The following is a 17619-nucleotide window of genomic DNA, read 5'->3' as shown; positions in this document are numbered from 1 at the left end:
CTTACCCCTGTTGTTCACAAAGCTGTCCATCATGCAAAATAAAATGCCGCTGACATTGCGATGCCAGATTCATGTCATGCGTCACCAGTACCAGCGTTACGCCCATGTCCTGATTGAGGCGAAATAACAGCTGCTCTACTTCTTGCGCTGTTTGTTCATCTAAGTTTCCAGTAGGTTCATCGGCAAAGATAATTTTCGGTTCTGCCACCAGTGCCCGAGCAATCGCAACACGCTGCTGCTCTCCACCCGACAACACTTGCGGTGTCTGATCAATCTGACGTTCCAAACCTACCTGTTGCAACAGGTTTTTAGCTTTGGCAACCGCGCTGGCATAATGAAAATTGGGTTGTAAACGCAAAGGTAACAGCACATTTTCCAGTGCTGACAAATGACTCAGTAACTGAAAAGACTGGAAAACAAACCCTGTGTATTGCAAACGCAATTTTGCCCGCTGTTCTTCATTTAGCTCATGTACAGGTTGCTCACATAGCCAGAGCTGCCCCGAACTGGCTTGATCCAGCGTTGCCAACAAACCTAATAAAGTTGATTTGCCTGAACCCGAACGCCCCGTAATCGCAACCTGCTCTCCTGCAAAAATTTCAAGCTGAATATCTTGTAAGATTTGCAGGGTTTTGTTTTGAACCTGAATTTGCTGGCTTAAATGCTGGGCGCGAAGAATCGGTTGTGGCATGATGCGAAACATCCATAAAAAATCATAGGACAAGCCAAATGCAAAATAACAAACACGCGGTCTATGTTTCAGTGCTTGCATTGATTGGCACAGGTATATTGGGTACACATACAGCAACAGCAAAAACTGTGATGGTCTATGGCGATAGTATTAGTGCTGGTTATGGTTTGAACCCCGAACAAGGCTGGGTTCATTTATTACAAAAACGTCTTGAACAACAGTATCCGAAAAAACACAACGTGGTCAATGCCAGTGTGAGTGGCGAAACCACTTCAGGCGGGCTGGCACGTTTTCCTTTAGCCTTAAAAACTCATCGCCCTGATGTTGTGGTTTTGGAGCTGGGTGGCAATGATGGTTTACGTGGGCAACCCCCGCAAACGTTACAGCAAAATCTGGCAAAAATGATTCAACTGAGTCAGCAAGCTCATGCCAAGGTGATTGTACTGGGTATGAAAATTCCACCCAATTACGGCACGGCATACAGTAAAGCCTTTGAACAAAGTTACCGTACGGTGAGCCAACAATACAAAGTTCAGTTATTGCCATTTTTCATGCAAGGCATTGCAGGCAATAATCAACTCATGCAAAAAGATCTGGTTCACCCCAATGCAAAAGCACAGAGTATATTGCTGAATAATGCCTATCCACTAATTCAATCTGCTCTTAAATAAAAAATACAGATTGCCATGGATACTCTATAGATGTTCTCTCATCAGTCGATTTGATTTCTCTTGTGCTTCAAATTTCAATGTTGCTTAGAGAGAACAGCGGCGAGTAAAAATGATGAAAGAAGCTATTGGTTTTAATAGCGAAATAATTTGGACTCAATTCAATGATTCGCTATATTAACTGTGATCTTCATAAGCAACTTTAGAAGGCTTCTTTTTTCGGTTCCACTTCATTTCACTTAAGATCACTCCAAAAACCACACACAATCCACCCAGCAATGCCATTGCCCCTAAGCGCTCACCTGCCAAGCGCCCAAAGACCCCCGCCCAGACAGGTTCACCCGCATAAATAATCGCCGCTTGTGAAGGGTCAACCGAACGTTGCGCCCAGTTCATAGTTAACTGAATCAGTGCACTCGCAAGGCCTAATCCAGTGACCGTAAAGAATAAGGTCCAGCTAAAATGTGGAATGCTCACTTCCCCGACCATTGGCATACTGACAAATGCACAAACTGAAGCAATCAATAACTGAATAACCGTGACGCATTGCGTATTGACCCGCCCTGCAAAGTAACCGATCAGAATAATTTCCATAGCGATCGCAATCGCACCAAATAAAGTGATCATTTGCCCCACATTCAGCTGAATGTTTGAAAAACTATTATTTCCAGTCAATAAAATTAAGCCAATAAATGCAAAAGCTGCTGCGCACCACATCATCGGTTTGGGTACTTTTTTAAAGATCAACAACTGTAAAATGGGGACCATCGGGACATAAAGCGCGGTTAAAAAGGCAGACTCGCTACTCGAAATGGTTTGCAGACCAATGGTTTGTGCACCGTAGCCAATCGCAATCATGATCCCAATGCATCCACCTGCGATAACATCATAGCGCGATATGCCAGACAGTACTTTCCAAGACAATACCGTCATAATGCCCGCCGCTGCTGCAAAACGGCAACCCACAAAAAACATCGGCGAACTGGCACTCAATGCATGCTGGACGATGAGAAATGTACTGCCCCAAATCAAAGTGATCAAGATTAAGGAGAGCTGCGGCGCATAAGTATGCAAAAAGGTTTTAGGCATGATTTTGAACAAATTGTGCAATATACTGCACATCATATAATCATTAAGTTTTGTGCGCAATATATTGCACAAATATGCTAATCTTCCCCACGGTTAATTTGCAGTTTTATGGTGTTCATGCATGACTCAACAGGGAATTTTAGAATATGTCAGTGACAACCTGAAACGCTTACGTGAACAACACCAACTCAGCCAGCAACAATTGGCAGATCAGTCTGGGGTCAGTCGGCGTACCATTGCAGGCTTGGAATCAGGCGAAATGAATATTAGCCTGACCAAACTGGCTGCGGTTGCCAGTGTTTTACAGGTTTCTTTTGCCGAGTTAGTCAGCTCACCTACTGCAAAAAATCCACATATTCATCGCGTCAAAACTTGGCAAAGTACAAATGGCAATAGTTTTGCCGAGCTACACTGCTCTGCCCCTGCCCAGCAACAGGTTGAATTATGGACATGGTCACTTGCCAGTGGTGATGTTTATCAGGCAGAAGCCGATCCCGAAGGCTGGAGCGAACTGCTATATATTGTGCAAGGCTCATTGACCCTGACGCTAGATGGTGTGCAATATCAGCTCAACGCGGGTTCATCTTTTGTCTATGCCAGCTCAGTTCCCTACAGCTATGCCAATTTGGGAACTGAACCGTTACTCTTTACGCGTACAGTTGCTTATTAATTAATGTCGTGCTTTTGGCATAAAATCAGGTCGTTTGATCATCACAAAACAGATCACACAACCGATTAAGCCCAAAACCCCACCAATCATTCCAATCGACTGTAAACCATAATGCAAACTGACGATGCTGCCGAGCAACGCACCGCCGCCAATTCCGACATTATACAGCCCTGAAAATAATGACATGGCAACATCTGTGGCATCAGGGGCTAATTGCAAAACTTTGGACTGCAATGCCAGACCAAAACTCATAATTGCCAGCCCCCAAAATACGGTAAGCGTCATTAAACCCATCACATGAGTTGCCAATGGCAACAACAGCAACATTGAGATACTGATTCCCAGGCTAGATGCCATCACAAAAGTTTTTGGTAATTTACGACTAAATCGGCTAAACAAAACTGACGCCAAAATTCCTGAACCACCATAAACCAACAATAGTGACGTGGTTTGTGTCGATTGAAAATGTGCAATATGCAAGGTAAAAGGTTCAATATAACTATAACCAGTAAATTGCGCGGTAATCACCACAATCGTTGCAAGATACAATAAGAGCAATGCAGGACGTTTGAGCAAGACAGGTAAACTACTCAATGAACCCGAGTTTTGACTTGGTAATTTAGGTAGCGTTGTCCAAAGAATAAGCATGGTCAACAGCGCCAAGCCTGCAATCAGGGCAAAGGTATTACGCCAGCCAAACCATTCACCAATCACCCGACCAAATGGAATCCCCAGTACTAGTGCCAGTACCGTTCCTGTAGAAAGTAATCCAAGTGCCTGCACCCCTTTTCCTACGGGGGCAACACGCACCGCCAATGATGCGGTAATTGACCAGAAAATAGCATGTGCAAAAGCAATTCCGATACGGCTGATCAAAAGAATCGTAAAATTACTGGCAATACTCGACAGCAAATGACTCATCATAAACAGTAAAAAAATCGACAGTAATAATGCCTTTCGCTCCATATTGCGGGTCATTAGCATCATCGGTAATGAAGTCAGCGCCACCACCCATGCATAAATCGTCAGCATAATGCCGACCTGTTCAGCCTGCATCTGAAAGCTTTGCGCAATATCACTGAGCAATGCAACAGGCACAAATTCCGTGGTATTAAAAATAAAAGCGGCTAAAGCGAGTGCAATCACACTAATCCAGCTTCCTTGCTGCGCTGGTTGAGTAGATATAGACATAACCATCTTAAAGTTTGGGAGAGAAAGAAAAACAACGCCATGATTATACTGCTCAGTAAAAAATGGTATGCGTCATTTCAATAAAATTTCGATTATTTTAGTTGGATTTTTGCAAAATACGAACAAGACACGGATGCTCTTCACCTTCGCATTTTAGTTCAGCATCGTATGCGATGACACTCAATGCACGATATCTTTTAACTTTTCATCTTTATAAATATCTGAAAATTGCTAAATTATATTGTTGAAACATTCAATAATAAATCATGCAGTTTTAAACCATTTAAGTGTTACATGACCCACATGCCATGCTTTGGAATATGACAAGTTATATGCTTCTTCCAAGCAAAATGAATCACTATTCAGGTCAAGGCGAATGATTTCTATCGATCTTTTCTCATATTGCTCGTTGTTCAAAATTTGAGGATCATAGCACCAGACCTGACGAATTGGATGATATTACTTAAATCGATTTTACTTATAAGTATTTACCTTTTATTTATCTCCTGATTTTATGCTTTACTTTATTTCATTTTGACTTTATCTCTGTCTTATTAATAAGCATCCAAGCTGACAGCCAGGAATAACCATGACCGACACCATTCCCTCTATTGATCTGATTGATGCACTTGCTGCCGAATATGCAGATAAATCACCAAGTGAAATTCTTGAGCTTGCTTTAAACCAACAGGGCGAAGTTGCCATTTCCTTCTCAGGTGCAGAAGACGTCGTGCTGATTGATATGGCCTATCGCCTGCGCAAACCATTTCGCGTGTTTAGCTTAGATACAGGACGCTTACATCCAGAAACCTATGAATTTTTAGAAGCCGTTCGCAAATTTTATAAAATCGATATTGAAATCTGCTTCCCAGAATCTGAAGCTGTACAAAAACTGGTGACTGAAAAAGGCATGTTTAGCTTTTTTACAGATGGGCATCAGGAATGCTGTGGTGTGCGTAAAGTGCAACCACTTCGCAAAAAACTGGCAACACTCGATGGCTGGATTACAGGTCAGCGCAAAGACCAAAGTCCAGGGACACGTAATGAAATTCCAGTGATTCAAGCCGATGTAGGCTTTTCAGGCCCAGGCAAACAACTCATCAAATACAACCCGCTTGCCAACTGGTCAAGTGCAGATGTATGGAATTATATTCGCATGATGGAAATCCCATATAACTCACTACATGAGCGTGGTTTTATATCCATCGGCTGTGAACCTTGTACACGCGCTGTGTTACCCAACCAGCACGAACGTGAAGGTCGTTGGTGGTGGGAAGAAGCTACACATAAAGAATGCGGTTTGCATGCTGGCAACTTGAAGAAATGATTTGTTGTAGACTTTTACAGATAACCACTGCTTTGCAGTGGTTATTTATTTATACTGATAGTTTAGACGACTGATTTTTCAGTATATACTTATAACAAAAGCAAGCAAAAATAGAATGACAATCAGTCATATACTGGATAAATAGGCATAGGCAGTGAGGCACATCGTAATGCGACCATTACACCCAATCGACTTTATTTTTTTATCTTTAGAAAAAAGACAGCAGCCTATGCATGTAGGGGGATTGTTTCTATTTCAAATTCCGAAGAATTCTCCTTCAACCTTTATTCAGGACTTGGTTACTGATATTCGTAATTCAAAATGCAAGCCCGTTGCACCATTCAACAACACCCTCAATGGCCTATTTTGGGATAAAGATGACGAATTTGATCTTGACCATCACTTTCGACATATTGCTCTGCCTCATCCTGGACGTATTCGTGAGTTGCTGATTTACATTTCACAAGAACATGGTGCTTTAATTGACCGAGCCAAACCACTGTGGACATGTACTATCATTGAAGGTATTGAAGGTAACCGCTTTGCGATGTACTTCAAAATTCATCATGCCATGGTTGATGGTGTGGCCAGTATGCGTCTGATGGAAAAATCTTTTGCCAAAGATCCAAATATTCACAGCATCGTACCGCCGTGGTGTATTGAAAAGCGCCGCTCACAACAAGAAAACAAAAACCCCGTTCGCCGCTTAAGTAGTAAGCTGACTCACTTAAAACAACAAATGAATATTGTGCCTGGCGTATATCATGAACTAACCCAAGCTCTATATGACCGCCACCATGACCCTGACTACGTCTCAAGCTTTCAGGCCCCTGCCTGTATTTTAAACCAGCGTATCAGTGCATCTCGACGTTTTGCAGCACAATCTTTTAACCTGCAGCGCTTCCGTCATATTGCCAAAGCCTTACAGATTACCTTAAATGATGTGATTCTTTCGGTCTGCTCAGGTGCTTTACGTGAATACTTGATGAGCTTGAACAGCCTGCCTGCCAAGCCCCTCATTGCAATGGTACCGACCTCAATCCGTTCAGATAATGACTCTGATACCAGCAACCGCATCACCATGATTCTTGCCAATCTGGCAACGCATATCAGTGACCCGATTGAACGGGCAAAAATTATTTCACGTAGCGTCAGTAACGCCAAAACCCGCTTTAAACGCATGACCCAAGACCAAATTTTAGGCTATAGCGCATTTGTATATGCCGCTGCGGGTTTAAATATTATTTCTGGGCTGATGCCTAAGCATCAGGCATTTAACCTCGTGATTTCCAACGTTCCAGGTCCACGTGAACCACTGTACTGGAATGGAGCGAAACTAGAAGCGTTGTATCCTGCATCTGTCGTCTTTGATGGACAGGCATTAAATATTACGCTGACGAGTTATTTAGATAAACTTGAAGTGGGAATTGTGGCATGCCGTAATACTTTACCTAAAGTACAAAGTTTACTCATGCTTCTTGAACAAGAAATTCAAAATTATGAACGCCATCTTGGAACGGAATATCTTTCTGAAGAGCAGAAAGCACATTTAAAACACGTTGGTTAAATCCAACTTTTGAATTTTCTAACACAAATAAAAGGGCGTATGATTCGCCCTTTTATTTTAACTTCTGACTGTACGACATTGCTCAAGCAATTTAATACAAATATCTTGCACCATTGAAGTGGTGATCTGGACTTCTTTACCCTGTTCATCGACCATATAACAATCGTTTTTAACAGGACGATGTTCTTTGTTCGTTTGAGTATTATTTGTCAAATTGTTATCTTCTCGCATATGCATATTTCAATTCCCCATCTGGCTAAGACTAAGGTCTTTGGCTACTCACTTAAGTTTATAGTATTGGGAAATGTTCAATGAAAGTAAACAGCGAGTTGTAACAAGGCTTATGCGAAATTCTGTTACAAAATCAACTAAGAATGATATCGTATTGCTCTTGCGTATAGAGGTTTTCCACCTGAAATTTGATTACTCGGTTAATAAAGTGCTCTAAATCTGCCACTGCTGGCGCTTCGGCAGTTAACAATCTGTCAATCACTAATGGATTGGCAACCACCATAAATCCTGCCTGAGATTGATAAGCGCGTGCATAGCGTAAAATTTCACGGAAAATTTCATAACATACCGTTTCCGCTGTTTTTACAAAACCACGTCCCTGACAGGTTGGACATGACTCACACAACAAGTGCTCAAGTGATTCACGGGTACGCTTACGCGTCATTTCAACCAGACCAAGCTCGGAAACCTGTGTAATTTTGGTTTTAGCATGATCACGCTCAAGCATGCGCTCAAACTGTTTCATGACTTCATCACGATGCGTCGCTTCTTGCATATCAATAAAGTCAATAATAATAATGCCACCCAAATTACGTAAGCGTAACTGGCGGGCAATCACCTGTGTCGCTTCCATATTGGTCTTGAATACAGTGTCTTCAAGGCTGCGTCCACCCACATAAGACCCCGTATTGACATCAATGGTCGTCATGGCTTCAGTCTGATCAATCATCAGGTAGCCACCAGACTTCAATGCCACGCGGGTTTGTAAGGCTTTTTGAATATCTTCTTCAACATTGTAAAGATCAAATAGCGGGCGCTCGCCTGGATAATGAATCAGGCGGCTTTGCATTTCTGGCATAAACTCATCAATAAAATCTTTGAGTTTTGCGTGAATTTCTCGTGAATCGATGCAAATCTTGCTGGTCGATTCAGATGCCAAATCACGTACAATACGCTGATGTAATGGCAATTCTTCAAAAATAAGGGAAGGCACCGCAATACTTTTTTGCTTGCGCTGGATATATTCCCAGAGTTTTGCCAGATAATTCATATCCTGTGCAATTGAGGCTTCATCAATTCCTTCAGCAGCAGTTCTCACAATCACACTACCCGGTAATTGATGCTCTTTCTGGATTTTTTCAATCAGTGTCCGCAAGCGATCACGCTCTTGTTCTGATTCAATACGCTGAGAAACTCCGATATGGTTACCAAACGGCATTAAGACCAAATAACGCGAGGGAATTGAAAGATCGGTACTTAAGCGTGCGCCTTTGGTTCCCAGCATATCTTTCATCACCTGAACCGTCAGGATTTGCCCAGGCTGAAGGAGATCAAAAACATTGGGCGTTGGCTGGTTACGTGACCAGACCATATCGTTAATATGTAAAAATGCAGTTCTCGATAAACCAATATCGACAAAAGCAGCCTGCATACCAGGAAGTACACGCACGACTTTGCCTTTATAGATATTGCCAACCAAACCACGTTTTACCGTACGTTCGACAAAAAGCTCATTTACTGTTCCATTTTCAATTAATGCGACGCGGCATTCCATCGGCGTGACATTAATCAGCAATTCATCTGACATAATAAACTCAAAACATTATAAGAATTCTTGTAAAGCGATCAGTTTGATGCATTAACCGCTTTTAATAGCTTGATTGTTTCATGCAACGGCAGTCCAACAACATTGGTGTAACTGCCTACAATACGGGGAATATACTGCGCTGCCTGCCCTTGTATGGCATAGGCACCTGCTTTCCCCACAGGCTCGCCTGTAGCCCAATAATTTTCCATATCATTCGGCGTAAGTGGCTGAAACTCGACTTGAGTCTGCACCACTTGATATAAAATCTGTTGAGCATTTGCCACGCAAACACCAGTCAATACATCATGACAACGTCCTGACAGTTTTTGCCAAATGCTAAATGCATGTGCTTTTGATTCAGGTTTTCCGATAATTTCATGATCGACAGACAAACTGGTATCAGCAGCAATCACGGTTGCATCTGAAAACTTGTGTAATACTGCTTGAGCCTTAGCTTGTGCGAGCCGTGCAACATACTCAGAGGCTAACTCACCTTCCAAGATGCTTTCATCAATTTCAGGGCTAAATACCTCAAATTGTAAACCAAGCTGTAAAAGCAACTCACGACGACGTGGTGAGCTTGAAGCCAAAATCAAGCGCGCCATTTTTTCAAGCAATAATATAACACAGGCCAAGCAAAAACACTGCTGATTAATGGTGGCCAACGGCGCATGACAGGATAGTTAATACCCGCCATCACCTGTGTCACCCAAACAAAAATGACATAAGCCAAAATCGCAAGAATCGCAATAATCCATAAATTCAGAAAAGTGAGAACTCGACGTTCACGAATAAAGTAACGTGCTGCAAAAGTAATCACCACATAAATCAGCGCATTTTGCCCAAGCGGTGCATCAAGCAGCAAGTCCGTAAAAATACCCAGACCAAAAGCAAACCACACACCGCACCATGTTGGCTGACACAGTACCCAAAACAGCATCACCAACAGCATGATACATGGTCGCCATGCGGACGCATCATATGCCAATGGATAAACCACCAGCACAGATGCCAACACTGTCGAAATCACAATCCAGATAAATGGATCTCTAGGTTTCTGAGGGCGATAATTAGCGACTAGCATAAGGCTGCTCCTTCGCTAGTGAGTCAGAAAACAGCACCACAACATAATGTCCGCCTGCAAGTTGACCTGCTGGTGTGACATCAATCTGGGCAAATTCCCCGGAATTATGTCGCTGAATTTTCGACACTGTACCCACCAGATACCCTGCTGGAAAATGCTCACCCAAACCTGAACTATAGACACGATCTCCAACAACAAGATCTGCACTGGTTGGAACATATTGCATTTGCAAGATTCCAGAATCACCTGTACCCGACACAATTGCGCGCATACCTGTGCGCTCAATCCGGATGGATAGAGAGCTTTCTTTATCAGACAATAGGAGCACGCGCGCACTATGTGGGTAGACGTTAATAATCTGCCCCATAATTCCGTGGTCATCCAACACCGTTTGTCCCAGATAAAGACGGTCGGCTTTACCTCGGTTAATCACAATAATATGACGTAATGGATCTACATCAGTCCCGATGACTTCAGCAATTGCCATACGACCATCAATAATTAAAGGCGTGTCGAGCAGACCACGTAAACGGGCGTTTTCGGCTGAAAGTTCAGAAAGTTTTTGCAAACGTACTTGCGCTTGTAACAACTCGGCATGCATTGCAGTATTTTCACGACGCAGTTGTTCTTCAGACTTGGTTTGTTGATTCAGCCACTCTCGCGACATGACTGGATAGCTTGCAAGCGCATAAATGGGGTTATATGCTGCGTACAAGACATCCCTAGCAGGTTTCACTACATGAGGCATGCGCCAATCAAAGAAAAGCACTAGCAAACACGTAATGACTGCAATAATGAATGAGCGAAAAGATGGCGGTTGTCTTGAAAAAATATTCGGTTGCACCGCCCTGTCCTATTTTATCCTACAAAAAGCATGTCATGGTTTGGGTTGTCAAAGAACTCAAGGACTTTTCCACCACCGCGTGTCACGCAAGTTAAAGGATCTTCAGCCACAACCACTGGCAAGCCAGTTTCTTGTGCCAATAATTTATCCAAGTTACGTAGTAATGCACCACCACCTGTCAAAACGATGCCGCGTTCGGCGATGTCTGAAGAAAGTTCAGGAGGTGTTTGCTCAAGTGCAGATTTTACCGCACTGACAATGCTTTGTAGAGGATCTGCAATCGCTTGCATCACTTCCTCAGAAGTCACTGTAATTGAGCGAGGTACACCTTCTGCCAGATTACGACCACGCACTTCAATTTCAAGTTTCTTGGTGTGTTCATCTTCAACTGCCATACCCACTTCTTTCTTAATGAGTTCAGCAGTCGTTTCACCAATCACACAACCATGCGCCTTACGCACATAGTTAATGATCTGTTCATCAAAGACATCACCACCAATACGTAAAGAATCTGCGTATACACAACCTTGTAAAGAAATGATGGCGATTTCTGTCGTACCACCACCTACATCGACTACCATGGAGCCACATGCTTGCTCAACTGGCAAACCAGCGCCAATTGCTGCAGCCATAGGCTCTTCAATCAGGCGAACATCACGGGCACCCGCATTGTAAACTGCCTCACGAATGGCACGGCGTTCAACCAGTGTTGATTTACATGGCACACAGACGACAACACGCGGCGCTGGTGGGAATAAACGTTTTTCATGCACTTTACCAATAAATTGGTTTAACATGGTTTCGGTGACTTCAAAGTCTGCAATCACACCATCTTTCATCGGACGAATTGCAGAAATATTGGCAGGGGTACGACCTAGCATTTGTTTCGCATCTAGACCAACGGCTGCAACAATTTTTTGTGAACCACTGTGGCGAATTGCCACCACCGTCGGTTCATTCAAGATAATGCCCCGTCCTGGTGCATAAATGAGTGTGTTAGCTGTACCTAAATCAATCGCAAGATCTGGCGAAAACAAGCCAATTAGTCGTTTTAAAATCACGGGTCGTACTCAGTTTTTACAAATGTGGACGCAAGGTCGCAACTTTAACTAAATGTGATGATTTGAACAAGTCAATCGCTTATCATATAGCACGATATTTTGAAATTTTTTGATACTGACAAGGTGATGTTATGTCTACATCGGATGCTCAGCATTCAGATCTAAATGCTCAAACCGTATCGCAAATTGCCAATCTTGCACGTTTATCGTTCAATGATACGCAATCTGCAGAGTACGCACAAAGTCTAAATAAAATTTTAGGCATGATGGAAACCTTAAAAGGCATTGATACTACTGGTATTGAGCCATTAAAAAGCCCATTTGACCATCCACAACCTTTACGCCCTGATGTGGTCACTGAAACAAACCACCGTGAAGAATATCAAGCTGTTGCACCTGCAACCCAAGATGGCTTGTATCTTGTACCACGTGTGATCGAATAATCTTTTGTTTCATTTTGTAAATACTCGCACTTTTGTCGTACTTTCCAACGAAATAACCAAATCGTGCTACTTTTTAGATCAGATTTTAAATTATGACTAATTTACATCGTCTCTCTATTCGCGAGTTATCAGAAGGTTTGCAACAAGGCAAATTTTCTTCTCGTGAACTGACACAACATTATTTAAAGCGTATTGAAAAAATTGACGCTCAGGTTAAAAGTTATGTCACCGTAACGCCTGAACTTGCACTTAGCCAAGCCGATGCTGCCGATGCCGCGATCAAAGCAGGTAATGCAACGGCTCTGGCAGGGATTCCGCTTGCGCATAAAGACATTTTCTGTACCCAGGGTGTGCGCACCTCTGCGGGCTCAAAAATGCTCGACAACTTCATTTCACCTTACGATGCCACTGTCGTGACCAAAGCCAAAGCAGCGGGTCTGGTAACTTTGGGTAAAGTGAACATGGATGAGTTTGCCATGGGTTCAACCTCTGAAAGCTCATACTACGGCGCAACCAAAAACCCGTGGAACTTGAACTATGTTCCAGGTGGTTCTTCAGGTGGTTCAGCAGCGGTAGTTGCAGCAGACCTTGCACCGTTTGCAACGGGTACAGACACAGGCGGTTCAATTCGCCAACCTGCATCTTTTTGTGGTTTGACGGGTTTAAAACCGACTTATGGTCGCGTTTCTCGTTTCGGGATCATTGCGTTCGCTTCATCTTTAGACCAAGCAGGCCCAATGGCACGCTCGGCTGAAGACTGTGCTTACCTGATGAATGTGATTGCAGGTCACGATGCCAAAGACTCAACTTCTGTCGATAAAGAGGTTGATGACTATGTTGCAAACCTGAATGCAACTTCGGTGAAAGGTTTACGCATTGGTATTCCTAAACAGTACTTTAATGTTGCAGGTTTAGCAGCTGACGTTAAAGCACGTGTTGAAGAGTCATTGAAGAAACTTGAAGATATGGGCGCAATCTTGGTCGAAGTTGACCTTAATATGGTTGAAGCTTATGTGCCAACCTATTACCTAATCGCACCTGCTGAAGCTTCTTCAAACTTGTCTCGTTATGACGGCGTGCGCTATGGCTACCGCTGTGAAAACCCTGTGGACTTGATGGACCTGTACAAGCGTTCTCGTTCTGAAGGTTTTGGTGAAGAAGTGAAGCGTCGTATCCTGATCGGTACTTATGCGCTTTCTGCGGGTTATTACGATGCTTATTATGTCAAAGCACAGAAAGTTCGTCGTTTAATTCAACAAGACTTCTTAAAAGCCTTTGAAAATGTTGATGTGATTGCCGCGCCATCTGCACCAACTACAGCCTACAAAATCGGTGCGAACCTTAGCCCAACAGAAATGTATTTGGGTGACGTGTACACCCTTGCTGTGAACTTGGCAGGCCTGCCAGCGATTAACGCACCTGTAGGTTTAGATGATCACAACTTGCCTGTCGGCTTGCAGTTGATTGGTAACTACTGGTCTGAATCACAATTGTTGTCGATTGTGCATCAATACCAACAAAACACCGACTTCCACACCCAACGTGCGGCAATTGCTGAGGAGAATGCATAATGGCACAAGCTCAAAAAAAGCCTAAATCAAACCTGATTGATGGTTGGGAAGTGGTAATCGGGATTGAGATTCACACTCAACTTGCAACTAAATCAAAAATCTTCTCAGGTTCTTCAACTGAGTTCGGTCAAGACCCAAATACCCAGGCCAGCCTAGTTGACTTAGCAATGCCTGGTGTTTTGCCTGTTTTAAATGCTGAAGTGGTTGATCTGGCGATCCGTTTTGGTTTGGGTATCGATGCCTATATCGACCAAGCGTCTGTGTTTGCCCGTAAAAACTATTTTTATCCTGACTCTCCAAAAGGCTACCAGATTAGCCAGATGGACAACCCGATTGTGGGCTTGGGTCATATCGACATTCAACTTGAAGATGGCACAGTGAAGCGCATTGGCGTCACTCGTGCCCACCTTGAGGAAGATGCAGGTAAATCAATCCATGACCAGTTTGAAGGTATGTCAGGCATTGACTTGAACCGTGCAGGTACACCTTTACTTGAAATCGTGTCTGAACCTGACATGCGTTCGGTTGAAGAAGCGGTTGCCTACATTAAAGCGATTCACACTTTAGTGCGTTGGCTCGGTATTTCTGACGGTAATATGGCAGAAGGTTCGTTCCGCTGTGACTGTAACGTATCTTTGCGTCGTCCAGGTCAGCCGTTTGGTACACGTTGTGAATTGAAAAACCTCAACTCATTCCGTTTCATTGAACAAGCGATCAATGTTGAAATTGAACGCCAAATGGAAATTTTGGAATGGGATGGCACGATTGATCAAGAAACCCGTTTGTTCGACCCTGTGAAAATGGAAACGCGTTCAATGCGTTCTAAAGAAGAAGCGAACGATTACCGCTACTTCCCTGACCCTGACTTGTTGCCTGTGATTATTGCAGATGCGCAAATTGAAGCGATTAAAGCCACCATGCCTGAGTTACCTGCGGCACGTCGTGAACGCTTTGTCGCTGACTTTGGCGTGACTGAGTATGATGCGCATGTCCTTACGCTTTCGCGTGAAATGTCTGACTTTTTTGAGGCAGTCGTTGCGGCGGCAGGTGGTGCAGCTCAAGGTAAAGTGTCTGCAAACTGGGTCATGGGTGAATTCTCAGGTGCTTTAAATAAAGCAGGCTTGGACTTGGCGGCTTCTCCTGTATCTGCTGAGCAACTTGGCGGCATGATTGCGCGTATTGTCGATAACACCATTAACGGCAAAATCGCTAAGCAAGTGTTTGGTTTTATGTGGGAAGAAGGCAAAACTGCCGATGCCATTATTGCTGAAAAAGGCTTGAAGCAAGAAACCGATACAGGCGCGATTGAAGCGATTATTAAAGATGTGCTTGCAGCCAATGAAAAAATGGTTGAAGAGTACAAGTCTGGTAAAGAAAAAGCCTTTAACGGTCTTGTCGGTCAAGTGATGAAAGCTGCAAAAGGTAAAGCCAATCCTGCGCAAGTCAATGAATTGATGAAGAAATTGATTGGTTGATTTATTAGCTAGTCAATTAATTTCATGATATAAAAACCTCACTTTATGTGGGGTTTTTTATTAGAGACAAATATGGATGCAGGCAAAAGAACTATTAACGATATTTTTAACGGGAACCGAATCTTAGAAATTCCTTTTTTTCAGCGCTCTTACGTTTGGGATAAAACTCAATGGGAAAGGCTTTTGGAAGATATGGAAAGCATAAGCCAATCAAACAAACCATATTTTTTAGGTTCAGTAATCCTTAAACAACAACCAACAACCACAGGAAATAAAGTTGGTGACCAACGAACTCTAATTGATGGCCAACAAAGATTAACCACTCTTTCAATCTTTTTCAAAGTTTTAGCACTCAAAACTAAAGATGATTATGAATTTAATCGAATGTTCAAGTTAAGAGATTTGATTGCTATTCAGCATAATCACAATGATATTGATGCTTATGAAAAAGTAATGAATTTAATTGAATTAGAAAATCTTAAAGGTTGCGACAACATCACAAATGCCTACCATTATTTCAAAGAAAATATAAAGCCTGAAAAATTAAATATAAACAATATTCTTTCCAAAATTTTGTTTGTAGGCATTGATCTTAGTGAAAATGAAGATGAGCAACAAATTTTTGACACCATTAATTCATTAGGCGTTACATTAACCACTGCCGAACTTTTGAAGAACTATTTTTTCAACCGTAATGAGATTTCAACTTATGAAGTTTATTGGAAAAATATTTTCGAGAAAAATGAAGAGACTAAGCAATATTGGGACAGAGAAATAACAACTGGGCGCATTAAAAGAGCTTTCATTGACTTATTTTTCTTTTCTTATTTACAAATAAAAATTCAAGACAAAGCACTAAATATAAAAACTGAGGATAAAATAGAGTTCTCAAAAGTTGAAAATTTATTCGAGTCTTACAAAAAAATTATCCAAACCTATCTAGGCAATGACAAAAATGGCATTCTTAAAGAAATTAAAGAGTATGCATTAATCTTTCAAGAGAATTTTGATTTCAGTACTATTGAAAATGAGCTTACAGCCCAGTCAGGCATTGAAAGAATTAATGCAATAATTTTTGGTTTAGATACATCCACCCTAATCCCTTATACCCTTTACATTTTGAAAAATGTACCAAATGATACTTATCGAAATGAGCTGTTTGATTTTATTGAAACATATATTTTTCGACGAATGGTTGTTCATGCTAATACAAAAAATTATAACCAACTTTTTACAGACAGATTAATAAATAATGAAATTCTATCTAAAAAGCAGTTTTTAGAGTATTTAGAAGGGCAAGCTGACAAAGTAAATTTTTTACCTTCGGATGAAGAACTAAAACAAGGATTTAACAGTTCGTGTTTAGTCAATAAACAAGCTGCTGGAATTCTATATTTTATAGAATCTAAAATCCGCAATAGAAGTTTACAATCAACTCAACTGTTAGGAATTAGCAAATATAGCTTAGAACATTTAATGCCAAAAAAATGGGAAAACAACTGGGATAAACTTTCCACACAAGAAGATAAAATCAATCGCAATCGAAAACTGCTCACTTTAGGGAATTTAGCTATTATTACGCAAGCTTTGAACTCAACAATCAGAGATGCGAATTGGGCAATTAAACGTGCGGGTAAAGCTGATAAAAAAGGCTTGAACACATATGCTGCAGGACTTGAAACAATAAGCCAATATCTATCAGAAGACAAATGGAATGAGCAAAATATAGGAGAACGGGCATCTTTCTTATATGAAAATGCAAAAGAAATTTGGAAAATTTAATTTACTTTTGTAGACATCGTCATAAGATTCTCTATTCTCGCTTTTTAAGTGAGGGAGAATCTAAAACCTATTCAAATACCTCACACCAAAAACAATATGACCATCAAAAAAGTATCCTCAATCACCAAACTTGAAGACTTAGGATGCATCCAACTTTCAAAGTCCTTTTTTATGCGTGATTTATAGTTACCCTCATCCCCCGCCTTCTCCCAGTGGGAGAAGGAGCAATCATTATAAATTAAATGCTGGAATCAATTTAATAATGAATATCCCCTTCTCCTGAGCAAGTTTTAAAGCATTGCTTTAAGACGAAGCGCAAGTGAGGGCTATGGAGAGG

The 17619-nt window shown here is 41.9% G+C and carries 17 protein-coding genes; 8 read left to right on the top strand and 9 right to left on the bottom strand.

All coding sequences use genetic code 11. From position 1 onward, the window contains the following. Position 1: 1 nt before the first annotated feature. Positions 2 to 691, bottom strand: a complete 690-nt coding sequence (locus F975_RS04780; protein WP_004750897.1) for an ABC transporter ATP-binding protein — start codon at positions 689 to 691, stop codon at positions 2 to 4. 38 nt (positions 692 to 729) lie between these two features. On the opposite strand from F975_RS04780, the gene F975_RS04775 reads away from it, so the two are divergent. Beyond that, a complete protein-coding gene (locus F975_RS04775) occupies positions 730 to 1362 on the top strand; it encodes an arylesterase (protein WP_004750895.1) in 633 nt (210 codons plus the stop codon). A gap of 174 nt (positions 1363 to 1536) precedes the next feature. Here F975_RS04775 and F975_RS04770 read toward each other — a convergent pair whose 3' ends face one another. Further along, entirely contained in the window at positions 1537 to 2448 is a 912-nt protein-coding gene (locus tag F975_RS04770; protein WP_004750894.1) for a DMT family transporter, read from the bottom strand. A gap of 121 nt (positions 2449 to 2569) precedes the next feature. Between F975_RS04770 and F975_RS04765 the strand changes: the two genes are divergently transcribed. Beyond that, positions 2570 to 3118 carry a helix-turn-helix domain-containing protein gene (locus tag F975_RS04765; protein WP_004750893.1) on the top strand — a complete coding sequence of 183 codons (549 nt, stop codon included), beginning with the start codon at positions 2570 to 2572 and terminating at the stop codon, positions 3116 to 3118. Here F975_RS04765 and F975_RS04760 read toward each other — a convergent pair whose 3' ends face one another. After that, entirely contained in the window at positions 3119 to 4309 is a 1191-nt protein-coding gene (locus F975_RS04760) for a sugar transporter (RefSeq protein ID WP_004750892.1), read from the bottom strand. A 589-nt stretch (positions 4310 to 4898) separates the two neighbouring features. Here F975_RS04760 and F975_RS04755 point away from each other — a divergent pair. Both F975_RS04755 and F975_RS04750 read left to right on the top strand, forming a co-directional pair. Then, a complete protein-coding gene (locus F975_RS04755; RefSeq protein ID WP_004750891.1) occupies positions 4899 to 5636 on the top strand; it encodes a phosphoadenylyl-sulfate reductase in 738 nt (245 codons plus the stop codon). Positions 5637 to 5805: 169 nt separating this feature from the next. Next, complete coding sequence (locus F975_RS04750) at positions 5806 to 7203, top strand: WS/DGAT/MGAT family O-acyltransferase (RefSeq protein ID WP_004750890.1); 1398 nt, start codon at positions 5806 to 5808, stop codon at positions 7201 to 7203. Positions 7204 to 7260: 57 nt separating this feature from the next. Here the strand turns inward: F975_RS04750 and F975_RS04745 are convergent, their stop codons facing one another. The 6 genes from F975_RS04745 to F975_RS04720 form a co-directional block, all read right to left on the bottom strand. Further along, positions 7261 to 7440, bottom strand: a complete 180-nt coding sequence (locus F975_RS04745) for a PA1571 family protein (protein WP_004750889.1) — start codon at positions 7438 to 7440, stop codon at positions 7261 to 7263. Between the two features lie 127 nt (positions 7441 to 7567). Beyond that, a complete protein-coding gene (gene rng, locus F975_RS04740) occupies positions 7568 to 9022 on the bottom strand; it encodes a ribonuclease G (RefSeq protein ID WP_004750888.1) in 1455 nt (484 codons plus the stop codon). Positions 9023 to 9060: 38 nt separating this feature from the next. Beyond that, positions 9061 to 9627 carry a Maf family nucleotide pyrophosphatase gene (locus F975_RS04735; RefSeq protein WP_004750887.1) on the bottom strand — a complete coding sequence of 189 codons (567 nt, stop codon included), beginning with the start codon at positions 9625 to 9627 and terminating at the stop codon, positions 9061 to 9063. Next, positions 9615 to 10106 (bottom strand): rod shape-determining protein MreD, encoded by a 492-nt coding sequence (gene mreD / locus F975_RS04730; protein ID WP_004750886.1) that lies wholly within the window; start codon positions 10104 to 10106, stop codon positions 9615 to 9617. The genes F975_RS04735 and mreD overlap by 13 nt, the downstream gene beginning before the upstream one ends. Next, entirely contained in the window at positions 10093 to 10950 is an 858-nt protein-coding gene (mreC, locus tag F975_RS04725) for a rod shape-determining protein MreC (protein ID WP_004750885.1), read from the bottom strand. The genes mreD and mreC overlap by 14 nt, the downstream gene beginning before the upstream one ends. Before the next feature lie 14 nt (positions 10951 to 10964). Further along, positions 10965 to 12011, bottom strand: coding sequence for a rod shape-determining protein (locus F975_RS04720; protein ID WP_004750884.1), 1047 nt, complete (start codon positions 12009 to 12011; stop codon positions 10965 to 10967). Between the two features lie 131 nt (positions 12012 to 12142). Here F975_RS04720 and gatC point away from each other — a divergent pair, with 131 nt between their 5' ends. From gatC to F975_RS04700, 4 genes are all read left to right on the top strand, one after another. After that, positions 12143 to 12454, top strand: coding sequence for an Asp-tRNA(Asn)/Glu-tRNA(Gln) amidotransferase subunit GatC (gene gatC, locus F975_RS04715; RefSeq protein WP_004750883.1), 312 nt, complete (start codon positions 12143 to 12145; stop codon positions 12452 to 12454). 92 nt (positions 12455 to 12546) lie between these two features. Continuing rightward, positions 12547 to 14025 (top strand): Asp-tRNA(Asn)/Glu-tRNA(Gln) amidotransferase subunit GatA, encoded by a 1479-nt coding sequence (gene gatA / locus F975_RS04710; protein ID WP_004750882.1) that lies wholly within the window; start codon positions 12547 to 12549, stop codon positions 14023 to 14025. Continuing rightward, complete coding sequence (gene gatB, locus F975_RS04705) at positions 14025 to 15500, top strand: Asp-tRNA(Asn)/Glu-tRNA(Gln) amidotransferase subunit GatB (protein ID WP_004750881.1); 1476 nt, start codon at positions 14025 to 14027, stop codon at positions 15498 to 15500. The genes gatA and gatB overlap by 1 nt, the downstream gene beginning before the upstream one ends. 72 nt (positions 15501 to 15572) lie before the next feature. Beyond that, positions 15573 to 17282: a DUF262 domain-containing protein gene (locus tag F975_RS04700; protein ID WP_004750880.1), complete on the top strand. Its 1710-nt coding sequence runs from the start codon at positions 15573 to 15575 to the stop codon at positions 17280 to 17282. The last annotated feature ends 337 nt before the right edge of the window (positions 17283 to 17619 follow it).

The sequence above is a fragment of the Acinetobacter brisouisimilis genome (genome assembly GCF_000368265.1).
GTDB lineage: Bacteria > Pseudomonadota > Gammaproteobacteria > Pseudomonadales > Moraxellaceae > Acinetobacter.
This window is presented reverse-complemented; position numbering and strand designations above follow the sequence as displayed.

Bases quoted from the DNA above. Each gene is read 5' to 3' on its own strand.
- F975_RS04780 (WP_004750897.1), bottom strand. From the start codon at position 691: ATGCCACAACCGATTCTTCGCGCCCAGCATTTAAGCCAGCAAATTCAG.
- F975_RS04775 (WP_004750895.1), top strand. From the start codon at position 730: ATGCAAAATAACAAACACGCGGTCTATGTTTCAGTGCTTGCATTGATT.
- F975_RS04770 (WP_004750894.1), bottom strand. From the start codon at position 2,448: ATGCCTAAAACCTTTTTGCATACTTATGCGCCGCAGCTCTCCTTAATC.
- F975_RS04765 (WP_004750893.1), top strand. From the start codon at position 2,570: ATGACTCAACAGGGAATTTTAGAATATGTCAGTGACAACCTGAAACGC.
- F975_RS04760 (WP_004750892.1), bottom strand. From the start codon at position 4,309: ATGTCTATATCTACTCAACCAGCGCAGCAAGGAAGCTGGATTAGTGTG.
- F975_RS04755 (WP_004750891.1), top strand. From the start codon at position 4,899: ATGACCGACACCATTCCCTCTATTGATCTGATTGATGCACTTGCTGCC.
- F975_RS04750 (WP_004750890.1), top strand. From the start codon at position 5,806: ATGCGACCATTACACCCAATCGACTTTATTTTTTTATCTTTAGAAAAA.
- F975_RS04745 (WP_004750889.1), bottom strand. From the start codon at position 7,440: ATGCATATGCGAGAAGATAACAATTTGACAAATAATACTCAAACGAAC.
- rng (WP_004750888.1), bottom strand. From the start codon at position 9,022: ATGTCAGATGAATTGCTGATTAATGTCACGCCGATGGAATGCCGCGTC.
- F975_RS04735 (WP_004750887.1), bottom strand. From the start codon at position 9,627: ATGGCGCGCTTGATTTTGGCTTCAAGCTCACCACGTCGTCGTGAGTTG.
- mreD (WP_004750886.1), bottom strand. From the start codon at position 10,106: ATGCTAGTCGCTAATTATCGCCCTCAGAAACCTAGAGATCCATTTATC.
- gatC (WP_004750883.1), top strand. From the start codon at position 12,143: ATGTCTACATCGGATGCTCAGCATTCAGATCTAAATGCTCAAACCGTA.
- gatA (WP_004750882.1), top strand. From the start codon at position 12,547: ATGACTAATTTACATCGTCTCTCTATTCGCGAGTTATCAGAAGGTTTG.
- gatB (WP_004750881.1), top strand. From the start codon at position 14,025: ATGGCACAAGCTCAAAAAAAGCCTAAATCAAACCTGATTGATGGTTGG.
- F975_RS04700 (WP_004750880.1), top strand. From the start codon at position 15,573: ATGGATGCAGGCAAAAGAACTATTAACGATATTTTTAACGGGAACCGA.